A 16,077-nucleotide genomic window follows, 5' to 3' on the forward strand; every position below is an offset into this window, starting at 1 on the left:
TCGTTTGCCCGAAGTTGTCCACAGGCGACGGGTTCATCCACAGAACAGTCCGGTTCGGTCGTCATCGGGCGGGCGCCGTGTGGCCGTGCGGCAGGATCGCCGCCATGGGTGATCCACAGGTGGTGAAGCGTGCACAACTGATCGAGGCGGGAGCATCCGCGTTCGAGATTGCGCGCGAGGTACAGAGCGGCAGCCTGGTCAGGGTCGCACACGGCGGTTACCTGCATCGTAGGGACTACGACGCACTCGACGAGATCGGACGGCATCGGGTCCTCGCGCGCCACATCGGCTCGACACTGCGTCCGGGGAATGCACTGAGTCACGTCTCGGCGGCGATCCTGCACGGGGCGGCCGTCTGGAACATTCCGCTGACGCGTGTGCACGTGTCGCGCGGATCCGACGAGGGGGCGCGGCGAAAGTCTCGGATCCACACTCACGTCGCACAGTGGGCAGAGACAGACCTCACGACCGTCGACGACGTACCGGTGACGTCGGTGGCGCGCACGATCTCGGACATCGCGCGGTCTGCGCCGAAGCTGCAAGCAGTCGCCATCGGCGATGCGCTGCTGCGCATAGACACCGACGCCGCGGCGACACTGCCCTCCGTCGTCGATGCTGCGATGGGGTTGCACGGCGTCGGACGCGCACGATCAGTCGCGGGTTTCCTGGATGCGCGGAGTGAGAGCGTCGGCGAGTCGTTGTCGCGGGTGCGGATCGACGAGGCGAGACTGCCCCGGCCGCAGCTACAGCACAAGATCGTTGCGCGCGACGGCCGACGCTACCGTCTCGATTTCTTCTGGGAGGACGAAGGAATCGTCGGAGAGTTCGACGGTCTGGGGAAATACTCGGACCGGCGGGATCTCGTCAGAGAGAAGCTGCGGGAGGACGCGCTGCGGGATCTCGGGCTGGATGTGATCCGCTGGACGTGGGCGGAACTGGCCCATTTCGATGTGGTTGTCCGGCGTTTCGAGCGAGCGCGGGCCCGTAGGCGCCGGAAATGACGGTAGGTGTTCGATATTTCGATACACCAACCAGCATTTCCGGCGCTGGCATCAGTGATATCCGAATCCGCCATTACACCGCCGTCCGTTGGGGCGAGGTCTACGCTCGTGGCTACCGGCCTGTTCCGGAGGGCTCAGGCACGCCGAGGGCACGCGCCGGTGGAATGCCGTACGTCGGCGTCGCGGTCGTCCGGGAGGTTCGTCCATGAATCCGGTGGTGGTGGAGGCCCAAGCAACAAGGCCCTATCCGGAAAGACGCGCCCGCAAGGGAGCGGTGCTCTACAAGCTCATCACGACAACCGACCCGAAAACACTCGGGATCATGTACATCGTCACCGCTTTTGCCTTCTTCCTGGCGGGCGGATTGATGGCACTGCTGATGCGTACCGAACTCGCGGTGCCGGGGCTGCAATTTCTGTCGAACGAGCAGTACAACCAGTTGTTCACGATGCACGGCGGCATCATGCTGCTGCTCTACGCCACCCCCGTCGTGTTCGGGTTCGCCAACTACATTCTTCCGCTGCAGATCGGTGCGCCCGACGTTGCCTTCCCTCGGTTGAATGCCTTCAGTTACTGGCTGTTCCTGTTCGGGGCGCTGGTGGTCCTGTTCGGGCTGGTCACCCCCGGTGGCGGCGCCGACTTCGGCTGGACCTCCTACATGCCGCTCGCCAATGCAATACACGCCCCCGGGATAGGGGCGAACCTGTGGTTCGCCGGCTTGGCCGTCACCGGTCTGGGTACCATCCTCGGCGGCGTCAACATGATCACAACTGTCGTGTGCATGCGGGCTCCGGGCATGACCATGTTTCGGATGCCGATCTTCACCTGGAACATCTTCATCACCATGATCCTGGTGCTGCTGGTGTTCCCGCTCCTCACCGCGGCGTTCATGGGCGCCCTGGCCGACAGGCTCCTCGGTGCACACATCTACGACCCGGCGACCGGTGGCGTGTTGCTCTACCAGCATCTGTTCTGGTTCTTCGGGCACCCGGAGGTCTACATCATCGCCCTGCCGTTCTTCGGCATCGTCACCGAAGTCTTCCCGGTGTTCAGCCGCAAACCGGTCTTCGGGTACTCGGGTCTGGTGTACGCGACCATTGCGATCGCGGCGCTGTCCTCCGCGGTGTGGGCTCATCACATGTATGCGACCGGTGCGGTGTTGCTGCCGTACTTCTCGTTCATGACCTTCCTGATCGCGATTCCGACGGGTGTGAAGTTCTTCAACTGGATCGGCACGATGTGGCGAGGGCAGATCACGTTCGAGACGCCCATGCTGTTCTCGGTGGGGTTCCTGATCACGTTCCTGTTCGGCGGTCTGACCGGTGTCATCCTCGCCTCGCCACCGCTGGACTTCCACGTCCACGACACCTACTTCGTGGTGGCTCACTTCCACTACGTTCTGTTCGGCACGATCGTCTTCGCGACCTACGCCGGCATCTACTTCTGGTTCCCGAAGATGACGGGCCGGATGCTGGACGAACGCCTCGGCAAGTGGCACTTCTGGCTGACGTTCGTCGGCTTCCACACGACGTTCCTGGTGCAGCACTGGCTCGGTAACGAGGGTATGCCTCGCCGGTACGCCGACTACTTGCCGTCCGACGGCTTCACGACGCTCAATACGGTGTCCACCATCGGGGCATTCGTGGTCGGTGCCTCGACCCTGCCGTTCATCTGGAACGTCTTCAAAAGCTACCGCTACGGCCAGGTCGTCACGGTCGACGATCCGTGGGGTTACGGCAACTCGCTCGAGTGGGCCACCACCTGCCCGCCGCCACGTCACAACTTCACCGAACTACCGCGTATCCGGTCCGAACGCCCCGCCTTCGAACTGCACCACCCGCACATGTCGGATCGGATGCGCGCTGAGGCGCATGTGGGGTTCGGCTCCCGGAAGCACAATGTGCAGGTGGCAGAGGGTGCCGACCGCACCCCACCCGACGCCTCGTACGACCGGCACTGAGCTGTTCCCGAGCGCCTATTCCTGGGCGTGCACTACACCAAGTGAATCGGCCACGACACCGACGACGAGTGCCCGCGCCCGATCTGCGACGTCGTCGGCGGGCCTTCCCAGGACGGTGAGCGCCGCGGCCGCGAGGACCTCGGGCAGCCGCGCGTCGATCTCCTGCTCGCCGCGCTGCCGGTCGGCGCGGATATCGATGACCGACTCCACAAGCCGGAACGGTAGCTCGGCACGTGGATCGGCGCCGGCGAGCGTCGCGCCGCCGAGCACCTCGACGGCGAGATCGCGGTAGCGGCGAGCCAGACGTCGACGGTCGTTCCGAAATGCTGCGAACGCTTCGGTGCGAACTTCCGGCAGCATGTACAGCGCGCCGAGGTTCCACCGTCCCGCGCACAACTGGGCGGCGTCGAACCACGTCAGCGCGCACAACAGCACCGCGGCCGGTTCGGAGTCGTCGAGAGCATCGTCGAATTCGATGGTCGGCGCGATGGTGGCGTCGAGCAGCGTGACGAGGATGTCGTTCTTCGTCGCGAAATGGTTGTAGAGCGACGCCTGGCGTATACCGACGGCATCGGCGATCTGTCGCGTCGTGGTCGAGCCGAAACCGCGCGTACTGAACAGTTCTGCGGCAGCGTCGAGAATCTCCGCGCGGGCGGTATTGCCTGGACGTCGGGGGCTTGTCAGGCGCGGGCGGCCTGGTCCTACTCGGGTCACCTCACCACCATGGCACAACGAGTTGTGTTGCTGCCCAGTTGGATCGATGTGTGAGCGTTGCGTCATCAGGTGGAAACATCGGCCACACACTCGTTACTCGGGGGACATCCTCCGAAGATGCCTGCGCTGAAAACTGTCACTCGACAGTTTCCCCGTCAGCCACGAATCGGAGCGCCATGACCGAGACACTCGAGACAGCCACGACCCACGCCGCCCGAACCCACGCACGTGCACAGGTCGGAACCGTCACCGATGCCATGCCGATCGTGCCGGCGTCGGCGTGGCCGACCCCACCCAACGGGCGGTGCGTGTCGATGACCTGGGCCGAGACCGTGCCGGGCGGCCGCTACACCAGCAAGGTCCTTGCCCGCGGCACCCGCCTGCGCCTCCGCGATCTCGACGGCGCCGCGTGCGCTCACCTCCTGCTGTTCCGTGCCGACGCCCCGCACGAGCGGCTCAACGTCGCGGACACGGTCAAGGTGCCCTGGCAGGCCTACCTCGGCGTCGGGCATCCCCTGCTCTCCGATCAGGGACGTGTACTCGCGACCGTCGTCGCCGACACCTCCGGCCACCACGACGCGCTGTGCGGCACGAGCCACGCGGCAGGAAACTCGGCGCGCTACGGCGCCGGTGCGTTGCATTCGTCGTCCCCTGCGGGCCGTGAACTGTTCACGGTCGCCGCGGCCAAGCACGATCTGCAGCCCCGCGACCTCCCGCCGTCGTTGTCGTTCTTCCACGGCATCCGCGTCGAGGACGACGGCGCGCTCACCAGCACCGGAACCGCCGGCGCCGGGGCGTACGTCGAACTGCTCGTCCACCTCCCCGCCATCGTGCTCCTCGCCAACACCGCACACCCTCTCGATCCGAACCCCGAGTTCATCACCACCGCACTCGAAGTGACGGCGTGGCGCACCGCCGGTGATCTCGACTCGATCGACACCGGCGAACCCGAATACCACCGCGCGGTGCTCAACACCGAAGACGTCTGGGCCGCTGCCGAATCCGGAATGGAGAACTGAACCATGACCGCCACCATCGACACTGCTGCACTCGTCCCCGGGACCGTTGTGCTCGACGAGACGGTCGAGCTTCGCGGCCCCTGGTCGGCGGTCGTCGCCGCCGGCGACGTCCTGACCATCGTCGACTTGCGCGGCAACCAGGCCGTCGACACGCTGATCTACGACGCCCACGACACCGCGTCCCGCTACAGCGCCGCCGCAACCATTGCGGGGCAGGGCAACCTGTTCCTCACCACCGGCTCGGTACTCCGCAACGCCGAGGGCGATCCCCTCATGACGCTCGTCGGCGACGAAGTGGGCAACCACGACACCGTCGGCGGCGCCTGCTCGCAGGAGTCCAACACCCTCCGCTACGGGCATCACACCAAACACCAGCACGCATGCGTCGACAACTTCCTGATCGAAGGGGCCAAGTGGGGTCTCGGCAAACGAGATCTGGTGTCCAACATCAACTTCTTCATGAACGTGCCCGTCGAGACCGACGGCACCCTCGGCATCGTCGACGGGATGTCTGCACCCGGCAAGCGCCTCGCGATCCGGGCCGACCGCGACGTGCTGGTACTCGTCTCCAACTGCCCGCAGATCAACAACCCGTGCAACGGTTTCGATCCCACACCCGTGCGGATGATCGTCACGCGCCCGCAGGAGGTGTGAGCTCGCGATGACCACGAAGATCACCGTCGAACGACCCGGAATGCTCACCACCGTCCAGGACTATCCGGGTCGCGCCGGCTACTGGCAGATCGGTGTACCGCCGTCCGGACCGATGGACGACCTGTCGTTCCGCCTCGGCAACACCGCTCTCGGAAACGACGAGGGCGTGCCGGGCCTCGAATCCGCCATGGCAGGTCCGGTCCTGCGATTCACCGAGGACACCGTGGTGTGCGTGACGGGCGCCCCGGTCACGGTACGTATCGACGGTGAGATCGTGCCGCAGTGGCGGCCGGTCACGGTTCCGGCCGGAAGTCTGCTCGACGTCGGAACGATCGAGGGTCCGGGTCTGCGTGTCTACGTGCTAGTGGCCGGCGGCCTCGACGTTCCCCAATTCCTGGGCAGCAAAGCAACCTTCACGCTCGGATCCTTCGGTGGTCACGAGGGCCGTACGCTCCGCGACGGCGACGTGCTCGTCGTCGGCGACTCTCCGACGGGTACGAGCGCCGCGGTACCCTCCGAACACATCCCCGCACTGACCGCGCACTGGCAGATCGCGGTCACCGAGGGCCCGCACGGCGCACCCGAGTTCTTCACCCGTGCCGACATCGACACCCTCTACGCCACTGACTACGAAGTGCACTTCAACTCTGACCGCACGGGCGTCCGACTCGTCGGGCCGGTACCGGAGTGGGCCCGGACCGACGGCGGTGAGGCCGGACTGCACCCGTCGAACATCCACGACAACGCCTACTCCGTCGGTGCACTGGACTTCACCGGCGACACCCCGATCCTCCTCGGGCCTGACGGGCCGAGCCTCGGCGGCTTCGTGTGCCCGGTGACCGTGGCGTCGGCCGACCGCTGGAAACTCGGTCAGCTTGCCCCCGGCAACACGATCCGGTTCGTGCCGGTGCGCGCGGAGCGTGTCGCATCCCGCCGCACACTCGGAACGGCGCGTCGCGCCGGGTTGTCGCTGCTCGCCTCCACCGGCAGAGATGGCGACGACGGTGTGCTCGCCCGCCGCGACGGCCACACTGCCGTCACCTACCGGCGCAGCGGCGACGACAACGTGCTCGTCGAATACGGCGATATGACCCTCGACCTGGGGCTGCGCGCCCGCGTCCACGCACTGCACCAGCGGCTCGATGCCGACCGCCCGCGCGGCCTGCTCGAACTCACCCCGGGTATCCGGTCCCTGCAGGTCAAGGTCGATCCCGATGTGCTGCCCGTGACGACCTTGCTCGGACACCTCGCGGACGTCGAGGACACCCTCGGCGACAGCGACGAACTCGAGGTATCCAGCAGGGAGGTGCGGCTACCGCTGTCGTGGGACGATCCTGCGACACGCGACGCCATCCAGCGCTATATGCACGGAGTGCGTTCCGATGCGCCGTGGTGCCCGTGGAACATCGAGTTCATCCGACGCATGAACGGCCTCGACGCCGTCGCTGACGTGTTCGACACGCTCTTCGGCGCAGAGTACATGGTGCTCGGGCTCGGCGACGTCTACCTCGGCGCGCCGGTCGCGACCCCGCTCGACCCGCGACACCGGCTCGTGACCACCAAGTACAACCCCGCACGCACCTGGACTCCGGAGAATGCGGTCGGAATCGGAGGCGCATATCTGTGCATCTACGGAATGGAAGGCCCGGGTGGCTACCAATTCGTCGGACGCACCACCCAGGTGTGGAACCACCGGCATCCGCAGCAGGCCGGCCCGTTCGAGAACGGCACACCCTGGCTCCTACGCTTCTTCGACCGGATCTCCTGGTACCCGGTCGATCCCGAGGAACTGCTCGACCTCCGCGCCGACCTCGCCGCCGGACGCGGCGGGGGAGTGGAGATCACGGACGGCACCTTCTCGCTCGCCGAACACCGGAAGTTTCTGGTGGACAACACCGAATCGATCGACGCCTTCCAGAGCGTCCAGTCCGTCGCGTTCGCGCAGGAGCGTGCACGGTGGAAGGAAGGCGGCGCGTGACGCTCACCGCGGTGCTCTCGGGAATCCGTTTCGAGCGCACCTTGCTGAGGAGACCAGGGTATCCCGACGATACGACTACTCGTGTCACCTGGTTGCAAGGCAGCAGGCTCTACTGCGATCTTCGACAGCCCGCCGCACTACCGAAGATCGAGGCAGCTACGCTTCGCGCTCTGGGTGTCGAGGATCTTCTCCTGCTCGCGGAGCAGGACGGATTCGCCGGCCCGCTACTGGACTACGGCGACCACGTCGAATGGGTTCGCACCGTCGCGCTGCACCCGTCCGGCCCGAGACCGGACGCGGGGGCCTTGCAGCCGTTCGGCCACGACGCCGTCGTCGAACACGGCGTATTCGAGGACTACACCGAACAGTGGCGGATTGCGGTCGCCTCTCCGGATATCGACGAGTACCTGTTGGAGGACCTCGACACCGGTGTACCGGGAATCCTCGTGCGGGTAGGCGGCGACTTCGCATTCGCCCGGGGCCGGACCTGCCCGCTCGACGGTCCGCTGGACGAACAGATTCGCGGAGCTGCGACCCTGCGCGCGGCACAAGACCTCTTCGACTGCGAGATCGCGCTCGGCGTCGTGCGCGGCGAGCAGTGGATCATCACCGCCTCCAGCCTTCCGTATCGGGCCGGTGCATCACTGAACCCGGTGTTCGGCGACGTGATCGACACTCACGACCACGGCGCCGGCGGTAATCCCGTTGTGCGGCACTGGCAGCGACTCGACCTCGACGCCGGCTCCGATACCGATCCCAGGAGAATCCCGTGACATTCACCAGTATTCCGGTCATCGACGTCACCGCGCTCATCGCAGGTGGGGGCGGGCGCGATGGCGTGGTTCGCGAACTCGGCCGAGCCGCCCGCGAGGTGGGCTTCGCCCAGATCATCGGCCACGGAATCGACCCCGTCCTGATCGACGGACTGAAGGACGCCGCCGAGCGGTTCTTCGCGGAACCGCACGATGTGAAAATGTCCGTGTACATCGGCAATTCCACCAATCACCGCGGCTATGTCCCGGCAGGTGAGGAAGTGTTCGCGGGAGCCACCCCCGATCACAAAGAAGCCTTCGACCTTTCGATCGATCTTCCGGCCGACGACCCGGACTACCTCGCCGGCAATCCGCTACTCGGACCCAATCAGTGGCCCGCACTCGACAACTTCGCCGGACCTGTCACCGCATACTACGACGCGACCTTCGGCCTCGGTCGAGTCATCCTCCGCGCCTTCGCCGAAACGCTCGGCGAGCCACCGGATCTCTTCGATCGACATGTCACTACCCCACCCGCGCAGCTGCGAATGATCCACTACCCGCACGATCCGAGTGCCGACGACCGGCCGGGTATCGGCGCCCACACCGATTACGAGGTGTTCACGCTCTTGTTGCCGACGGCTCCGGGGCTCCAAGTGGTCAACGCCGAGGGCACCTGGATCGATGTTCCGTACCGCGACGACGCATTCGTCTTGAACATCGGTGACCTACTGGAGATTTGGACGAACGGAATCTTTACCGCGACGTCACATCGGGTGCGTAAGGTTGCCGAAGAGCGATACTCGTTCCCGCTCTTCTTCAATGTCGACTACGACACGTGGGTCGAACCCCTGGGTCGATTCGTCGGTAGCAGCGGGACCCGGTACGACGGTGTGCGAGCGGGAGAGCACCTGTTCGCGCAGACTGCCCAGAGCTTCACGTATCTTCGTCGGCGTCTTGCAGACGGCGAGATCGTTCTTCCCGACAATGCACGCCCCCTGTACTCGCTCGGACGCGAAGCCCAACGCAGCGCTCCTGCCGTCTGACCCTCTCTCTTTGGAGCTGTCATGATCATCACCGGTGTCGCCGTGTGCCTCGTCGTTCTGCTCGGGGCCGGCTTCTATTCCACTCGTCGAGTTCGCGGAGATACCGGGAACTTCCTGCTGGCCGGCCGCTCACTGGGCGCGCCCGTCATCGCGGTCCTGCTCATGTCGCAGGTCATCGATTCCAACGCGACCCTCGGCAGTGCGGATCTGTCTGCCGCGTTCGGCTTCTGGGCCGGTGCCGCGATGCCCCTGGGTATTGCCGTGAGTGTGCTCCTCGTGGGCCTGTTCTTCGCGAAGAAACTGCGCGCCACGGGAGTGGTGACGCTTCCCGAGTATTTCGGGCAGCGCTTCGGGCGCAGCACCGAGATCACCGCGTCGGTCCTCACAGTGGTGAGCTTCGGGATCCTGCTCGCGGGAAACCTGGTCGCGCTGGGTTACCTGCTCGAATACTTCCTGGGCCTGAACTACACGATCGCGGTGCTGGTGATCATCCCGTTCGTCCTCGCCTACACCATGGCCGGCGGAATGTTCGCCAGCGTCTACACCGGAATGGTGCAGTTCGCCGTCATGGTCGTGGGGATCGTGTCTCTCCTCGCGTGGGTCGCATCCGGGCCCGGGTTCTCCAGCCCGGAGGGGCTCGGTATCGGGAACCTGGGTCAGCTCACCGAGCCCGCGCAGGGTGCCGCGATCAACTGGGCGACGATCGTCGCGCTCGGTCTCGGCAACCTCGTCGCCATCGACCTGATGCAGCGCGTGTTCTCTGCCAAGTCGCCGCACGCCGCGCAGCGCGCCTGCTTCTCTGCGGCGACGGGCATTCTGCTGCTGTGCGTGCCGCTGTCGTTCGTCGCACTCGCCGCGGTCTCCATCGTGGGGGACAGCGCGGCCGGCGCTCCGATCCTGTACGTGCTGCTCGGCCAGTACACGCCGCAGTGGCTGTCGATCCTGGTCTTGTCCGGTCTCGTCACCGCATCGCTGACCACGATCAGCGGCATCCTGCTGTCCACCGCGACGGTGTTGGTGCGCAACATCTTCCGGGTCGGTGGTGAACATGCCGCGATGTCGTCCGACGTCATGAAGGCCACTCGGTGGGCGATGCTGCCGATGGCGGCGCTGGGTGCGATCGTTGCGCTGCGAGTCCCGCAGACCGGCATCCTGCTGACACTGACCTTCGACCTGCTGCTCGCGTCGCTGGTGGTGCCGTTCATTCTCGGCCTGTTCTGGGCTCGCGGTGACGGAGTGGCCGTCGCCGCGGCTGCGGTTGCCGGTATCGGGGTGCGCGTCGGATTCTTCGTGCTCACGCCCACGATCTACGGCGTCGACAACACGCTGCTGTACATCCCCAATAGCCTGGTATCGGCCGACGTCGACGGGTGGACGACGTTCCTCGCGGCGATCGTGTCGCTCGTGGTGTACGTGGGCGTCGCGCTGATGCGCAGGCCCACGCCGGAACCGACTCCCGTCGTCACCGTGCCCGTGCGCGGTTCCGGTAGTCAGAACTACCAGAACCGCGCACGGATGGTGGGGCGTGTGTCAGGCGCTTGCAGCCTCACGCTCGGCGACGAGGTTGAGTGCGATATCGACGATCATGTCTTCCTGACCACCGACGAGCTTGCGCTTGCCGGCCTCGAGCAGCAGGGTGCGCACGTCGATGTCGTAGCGCGCCGACGCTGCTTCTGCGTGACGCAGGAAGCTCGAGTACACACCGGCGTAACCGAGGGTGAGGGTCTCACGATCGACGCGCACCGGGCGGTCCTGCAGGGGGCGGACGATGTCGTCGGCTGCGTCCTGCAGCTTGAACACGTCGCAGCCGTGCTTCCACTCGTACAGATCGGCGACCGCGATGAACGCCTCGATCGGGCAGTTGCCGGCGCCGGCGCCGTGCCCGGCGAGCGACGCGTCGACGCGGTAGACGCCCTCCTCGACGGCGATGACACTGTTCGCCACTGACAGCGACAGGTTCTCATGCGCATGGATACCGATCTCGGTGCCCTCGTTCAGGATCTCGCGGTAGGCGCGGACGCGGTCGCGCACACCACCGAGGGTGAGGCGTCCGCCGGAGTCGGTGACGTAGACGCAGTGCGCGCCGTACGACTCCATGAGCTTGGCCTGCTTGGCGAGCTCCTCGGCGGGGGCCATGTGGCTCATCATCAGGAATCCGGAGACGTCCATACCGATCTCGCGGGCGGTCGCGATGTGCTGCGCGGAGACATCGGCCTCGGTGCAGTGCGTTGCGATGCGCACCGAGCGGACACCGAGATCCCATGCGCGCTGCAGGTCGTGCACGGTGCCGACACCGGGGAGCAGCAGCGTGGTCAGGCGGGCGTTCTGCAGTACCTCGGCCGCGGCCTCGATCCACTCCCAGTCGGTGTTCGAGCCCGGGCCGTAGTTCACCGAACCGCCGGCGAGACCGTCGCCGTGTGCGACCTCGATCGCGTCGACGCCCGCATCCTCGAGGGCGGAGACGATGCGCTTGACGTCGGCCGGGGTGATCCGGTGTCGCACCGCGTGCATACCGTCGCGGAGGGTGACGTCCTGAACGAAGATGGTGGTGTTGCTCATCAGGCGTTGTCCTTCTTCTGTGCGATCCGCTCTGCGATCTGGAGTCCGGCGGAGGTCATGATGTCGAGGTTCCCGGCGTAGGCGGGCAGGTAGTGGGCAGCGCCCTCGACCTCGAGGAAGATCGAGACCTGGTGGGTCGGGCGGTTGCCGTCGACGAGCAGCGTCTCGACCGGCTGATCCTCGGGGATCTCGGTGATCTGCACCTGCTGCTTGAGGCGGTACCCCGGCACATATGCCGCGACGTCGCCCACCATCTTCTCGATCGACTGACGGATCTCGTCGTGGGTGGCCGGATCCGGGGCGTCCACGAGGCAGAACACCGTGTCGCGCATGATCAGCGGCGGCTCGGCCGGGTTCAGGATGATGATGGCCTTGCCGCGGCGGGCGCCGCCGACCGATTCGATTGCCGACGATGTGGTCTCGGTGAACTCGTCGATGTTCGCGCGAGTACCGGGACCGGCCGACTTCGACGCGATCGACGCGACGATCTCGGCATACGCGACCGGCACGACGCGGGACACGGCCGCGACCATCGGGATGGTGGCCTGACCACCGCACGTCACCATGTTCACGTTCTGTGCATCGAGATGCTCGTCGCCGTTGACGGCGGGAACCACGAACGGGCCGATCGCGGCGGGCGTGAGGTCGATCAGTCGCTTGCCCAGCGGAGCGAGCCGTTCGTTGTTCGCGATGTGCGCCTTCGCGGAGGTCGCGTCGAACACGATCTCGATCTCGTCGAAGTTCGGGAGGTTCACCAGACCCTCGACGCCTTCGGCGGTGGTGGGCACCTTCAGGCGTGCGGCGCGGGCGAGGCCGTCCGACTCGGGGTCGATGCCGACCATCGCGCCCATCTCGAGAATCTCGGAGGTGCGTAGAACCTTGATCATCAGATCGGTGCCGATGTTGCCCGATCCGATGATCGCAACCTTGGTCTTGCTCATGCGTGCTTTCCTTCCACGAAACGGGCTGTCACGGTGCCCAGGCCGGACACGGTGACGGAGACGGTGCTGCCTGCGGAGACGGACGCCATCGGGCCGAGTGCACCCGAGAGGATCACCTGGCCGGCCTTCAGCGGCTGACCGAGTTCGCGGGCGGTCTGTGCGAGCCAGACGACGGCTTGGATCGGGTCGCCGAGGCATGCAGCGCCGTTTCCGGTGGAGACCTCGGTGCCGTCGATGTCCATCGACATGGTGACGTCGACCGGTTCGATCTCGTCGAGGGTGCGCCGCTCGGTGCCGAGGACGTACACACCGGACGATGCATTGTCGGCTACTGTGTCGCCGAACTTGATGTCCCAGTTGGCGATCCGGCTGTCGCAGATTTCGAGAGCGGCAACAGCGTACTCGATGGCGCCGCGCACCTGGGCGGTGTCGAGCGGGCCGTCGACCAGATCGGAGCCGAGCACGAACCCGACTTCGCCCTCGACCTTCGGTTGGATCAACAGGTCCATCGGGATGTCGGCGCCGTTGTCGAACGCCATGTTGTCGAACAGTACACCGAGGTCGGGCTGGCCGACGCCGAGCTGTTCCTGTACGGCCTTCGACGTCAGGCCGATTTTGCGCCCCACGACGACAGCGCCTGATTTCGTGCGGCCTTCGTTGAAACGCTGCTGCACCGCGTACGCCGCGACAAGATCGCTCTCGCCGATCAGATCCCGGATCGGAGCGGTCGGGGTACCGCTCGCGGCGGCGGACACGAGGCGGTCGGCCGCGGCGGCGATGTCCGCCTCGCTGACCGCGGTGGTGTTCGTGGGGTTGGTCATGACCTCTACTGTCCTGCGTGAAGACCTCGAGGAACAATGATTCGTCTCACTGAGCGATACGCTGTCCACGTGACGGCGAATCTGGACACGGTGCTCGGCAAGGCGGTGACGATCCTTCGTGCCTTCCGGCCCGACGACAATGTTCTTCCGCTGGCCGAACTCGTCCGGCGCACCGAACTCCACAAGGCGACCGTCCACCGACTCGCCGGAGAGCTGGTCGCGAATCGATTGCTCGATCGGGTCGACGGTGGCTACCGCCTCAGCGGCGGACTGTTCGAATTGGGGATGCGGGCCTCCGTCGAACGCAGTCTGCTCGAGATGGCCATGCCGTTCCTGCAGGATCTCTACGAGCGCACTCACGAGACCGTGCACCTGGGTGTGCGAGACGGCCTCGACGTCGTCTACGTGGTGAAGCTCGGCGGGCACCGGCAGGCGAAGTCACCGTCGCGGACCGGTGGCCGAAATCCGTGGTATTGCACTGCGATCGGCAAAGCGTTGGTGGCGCATGCGGACCCGGAACTCATCCACGACGCGTTGTCGATGCCCAAGATCCGGCGCACACCGCACACGATCATCGCCCCCGGAATCCTGCGAACCCAACTCGAGCGGGTCGTCGAGACGGGTGTCGCCTTCGAGCGGGAGGAATCGGCACTGGGTATCACGTGTGTGGCGGCACCGGTGTTCGGGACCGACGACGAGGTCGTGGCAGCTATCAGTGTCACCGGCCCCACCGGGCGCTTCACCCCCGAGGCCCACGTTGCCGCGGTGCGCGCGGCAGCAGAAGGGCTGCGGAGCACCGTCGGGCGACGTGAACGGTTGCGCTGAACAAGTCCCCTGATGCCTAGCGGTCCTATGTACCTAGATCTGCTAGGGTCATCTCCACGCCTAGAAGTGCTAGGTATAGGAGGGTCATGTTCATCGACAAAGACCTCGTGGCTGCGTCTGCCACACCCTTGGTGCTCGGGATTCTCGCCGAGGGGGAGTCGTACGGCTACGCGATCATCAAGCGCGTCAACGAACTGTCGGACGGTCGCATGCAATGGACCGACGGGATGCTCTACCCACTGCTGCATCGGCTCGAACGAGCCGGCTGTGTCTCGGCGTCCTGGCATACCGCCGAGAACGGTCGTCGGCGCAAGCACTACACGCTCACCGACGCAGGCAGGAACATGCTTGCCGAACGCGCCGCGCAGTGGACGGTCGTCGCTGATGCCCTGCACCGGGTGTGGGAATCCACCGTGTTGCCACCGGTAGCGGAGGGATGGACGTGATGGACATCGACGCGCAACTCGAGTCTCAGATCGCGCAGTGGCGAGGATATGTCTCGGGGCATCGGGTGATCTCGACGTCCGATGTCGACGAATTGGAAGAGCATCTGCGCGAGCAGGTTTCGGATCTGTCGGCCACAGGACTCACGTCGAGCGAAGCATTTCTCGTCGCTGTGGGGCGGATGGGTAGCGTCAACGACATCTCCCGGGAGTTCGCGCGAGAACACTCCGACCGGTTGTGGAAACAACTCGTGCTGGTCCCGGCCGATTCAGATGGCGGCGCCCGGCGCAGGACCAGTGAACTCGGAGTGGTTCTCGCCCTCGCCATCACAGCAGGCCTGGTGGTCAAGGTCGGGGCCGAATGGCTTCCTGAACAGGTGCTCGTACGCAGCTTGAGCGTTCTGGTGCTGCCGTTCCTCGTTGCGTACTTCGCGTGGAAGCGGAACATGACCGTTCCGGGCATTGCGGCACTGGCAGTTCCGTTCGCGGCGACCGCCCTGGTGCTGAACGTCTACCCGTTCGACGACGGCGGCGAGACCGAGATCATCGCGTCGATTCACGCCCCGATCATGTTGTGGCTCGTGGTCGGTGTGGCGTACGTCGGCGGAGACTGGCGATCGGACCGCCGACGCATGGACTTCGTCCGGCTCACCGGCGAATGGATCGTCTACATGGTGTTGCTCGCGCTCGGTGGGGGCGCGCTCATGGGTCTGACGGCAGGAACGTTCGCGGCGCTGGACATCGATATCGGGTGGTTCTTCGAAGCATGGGTCCTCCCGTTCGCGCCGGTCGGGGCGATGGTGGTCGCAGCGTGGCTCGTCGAGGCGAAGCAAGCGGTGATCGAGAACATTGCGCCCGTGCTCACCCGGGTCTTCACGCCGCTGACGATCCTCATGCTGCTCGCGTTGCTCGCCGCATTCTTCGTCGCGTTCGTGTCGTCGCAGAGCGTTCTGGACGTCGACCGGGAGCTGCTCATCCTGATGGACCTGATCCTTGTCCTCGTTCTGGGTCTGCTGCTCTATGCCATCTCTGCTCGCGATCCCCACACACCACCGGACGTGTTCGACGTGGCTCAGATGGTCCTCGTGGTGGCGGCTCTGGCCGTCAACATCCTGATGCTCGTCGCCATGCTCACGCGCATCGTGGAGTTCGGCTTCACGGCGAACAAGGTAACCGCGCTCGGATTGAATCTGGTGCTGCTGGTCAACCTGTGCTGGGCGGCGTGCCTGGGCATCCGATTCATCCGTGGGCGGTGCGGATTCGGTGCTGTCGAACGGTGGCAGATGCAGTATCTGCCCGTATACGGAGCATGGGCTGCGGTGGCGGTGGTCGCGATCCCGCCCTTGTTCGGCTTCGTGTGACAG

Annotated in this window: 14 protein-coding genes and 1 pseudogene; 11 read left to right on the forward strand and 4 right to left on the reverse strand. The window is 65.6% G+C overall.

Going from position 1 to position 16,077, the window contains the following annotated elements; translation table 11 throughout:
* The first annotated feature begins 104 nt into the window (after window positions 1–104).
* Window positions 105–1,001, forward strand: coding sequence for a hypothetical protein (locus tag ACZI8W_RS02575; protein ID WP_463366905.1), 897 nt, complete (start codon window positions 105–107; stop codon window positions 999–1,001).
* A 205-nt stretch (window positions 1,002–1,206) separates the two neighbouring features.
* Window positions 1,207–2,961 (forward strand): aa3-type cytochrome oxidase subunit I, encoded by a 1,755-nt coding sequence (ctaD, locus tag ACZI8W_RS02580; RefSeq protein ID WP_463366906.1) that lies wholly within the window; start codon window positions 1,207–1,209, stop codon window positions 2,959–2,961.
* A 15-nt stretch (window positions 2,962–2,976) separates the two neighbouring features.
* On the opposite strand, the gene ACZI8W_RS02585 is transcribed toward ctaD, so the two are convergent.
* The gene (locus ACZI8W_RS02585) at window positions 2,977–3,675 is read right to left on the reverse strand and encodes a TetR/AcrR family transcriptional regulator (RefSeq protein ID WP_463366907.1); all 699 of its coding nucleotides are present in this window, start codon (window positions 3,673–3,675) and stop codon (window positions 2,977–2,979) included.
* 176 nt (window positions 3,676–3,851) lie between these two features.
* Between ACZI8W_RS02585 and ACZI8W_RS02590 the strand changes: the two genes are divergently transcribed.
* The 6 genes and pseudogenes from ACZI8W_RS02590 to ACZI8W_RS02615 all read left to right on the forward strand — a co-directional run.
* On the forward strand, window positions 3,852–4,694 hold the full coding sequence (locus tag ACZI8W_RS02590; protein ID WP_463366908.1) for an urea amidolyase associated protein UAAP1: 843 nt from the start codon (window positions 3,852–3,854) through the stop codon (window positions 4,692–4,694).
* A gap of 3 nt (window positions 4,695–4,697) precedes the next feature.
* Window positions 4,698–5,348 (forward strand): urea amidolyase associated protein UAAP2, encoded by a 651-nt coding sequence (locus ACZI8W_RS02595; RefSeq protein WP_463366909.1) that lies wholly within the window; start codon window positions 4,698–4,700, stop codon window positions 5,346–5,348.
* Window positions 5,349–5,355: 7 nt separating this feature from the next.
* Entirely contained in the window at window positions 5,356–7,326 is a 1,971-nt protein-coding gene (locus ACZI8W_RS02600) for a 5-oxoprolinase/urea amidolyase family protein (RefSeq protein ID WP_463366910.1), read from the forward strand.
* A complete protein-coding gene (locus ACZI8W_RS02605; RefSeq protein ID WP_463366911.1) occupies window positions 7,323–8,099 on the forward strand; it encodes a hypothetical protein in 777 nt (258 codons plus the stop codon). Before ACZI8W_RS02600 ends, ACZI8W_RS02605 begins: the two co-directional genes overlap by 4 nt.
* Entirely contained in the window at window positions 8,096–9,124 is a 1,029-nt protein-coding gene (locus ACZI8W_RS02610) for an isopenicillin N synthase family dioxygenase (RefSeq protein ID WP_463366912.1), read from the forward strand. The genes ACZI8W_RS02605 and ACZI8W_RS02610 overlap by 4 nt, the downstream gene beginning before the upstream one ends.
* A gap of 21 nt (window positions 9,125–9,145) precedes the next feature.
* A pseudogene (locus ACZI8W_RS02615) lies at window positions 9,146–10,339 on the forward strand (high affinity choline transporter 1); the annotation flags it as partial.
* A 315-nt stretch (window positions 10,340–10,654) separates the two neighbouring features.
* Here ACZI8W_RS02615 and dmpG read toward each other — a convergent pair.
* Genes dmpG through ACZI8W_RS02630 form a run of 3 tightly spaced genes read right to left on the reverse strand, consistent with a single transcriptional unit; the run spans window position 10,655 to window position 13,445 of the window.
* On the reverse strand, window positions 10,655–11,683 hold the full coding sequence (gene dmpG / locus ACZI8W_RS02620) for a 4-hydroxy-2-oxovalerate aldolase (protein ID WP_463366913.1): 1,029 nt from the start codon (window positions 11,681–11,683) through the stop codon (window positions 10,655–10,657).
* Window positions 11,683–12,624 (reverse strand): acetaldehyde dehydrogenase (acetylating), encoded by a 942-nt coding sequence (locus tag ACZI8W_RS02625; RefSeq protein ID WP_463366914.1) that lies wholly within the window; start codon window positions 12,622–12,624, stop codon window positions 11,683–11,685. Before ACZI8W_RS02625 ends, dmpG begins: the two co-directional genes overlap by 1 nt.
* Window positions 12,621–13,445 carry a 2-keto-4-pentenoate hydratase gene (locus ACZI8W_RS02630; protein WP_463366915.1) on the reverse strand — a complete coding sequence of 275 codons (825 nt, stop codon included), beginning with the start codon at window positions 13,443–13,445 and terminating at the stop codon, window positions 12,621–12,623. The genes ACZI8W_RS02625 and ACZI8W_RS02630 overlap by 4 nt, the downstream gene beginning before the upstream one ends.
* Window positions 13,446–13,481: 36 nt before the next feature.
* On the opposite strand from ACZI8W_RS02630, the gene ACZI8W_RS02635 reads away from it, so the two are divergent.
* The 3 genes from ACZI8W_RS02635 (at window position 13,482) to ACZI8W_RS02645 (ending at window position 16,074) form a co-directional block, all read left to right on the forward strand.
* The gene (locus ACZI8W_RS02635) at window positions 13,482–14,270 is read left to right on the forward strand and encodes an IclR family transcriptional regulator (RefSeq protein ID WP_463366916.1); all 789 of its coding nucleotides are present in this window, start codon (window positions 13,482–13,484) and stop codon (window positions 14,268–14,270) included.
* An 86-nt stretch (window positions 14,271–14,356) separates the two neighbouring features.
* A complete protein-coding gene (locus ACZI8W_RS02640; protein WP_463366917.1) occupies window positions 14,357–14,716 on the forward strand; it encodes a PadR family transcriptional regulator in 360 nt (119 codons plus the stop codon).
* On the forward strand, window positions 14,716–16,074 hold the full coding sequence (locus ACZI8W_RS02645) for a permease prefix domain 1-containing protein (protein ID WP_463366918.1): 1,359 nt from the start codon (window positions 14,716–14,718) through the stop codon (window positions 16,072–16,074). Before ACZI8W_RS02640 ends, ACZI8W_RS02645 begins: the two co-directional genes overlap by 1 nt.
* The last annotated feature ends 3 nt before the right edge of the window (window positions 16,075–16,077 follow it).

Source organism: Rhodococcus ruitaii, from assembly GCF_055230935.1.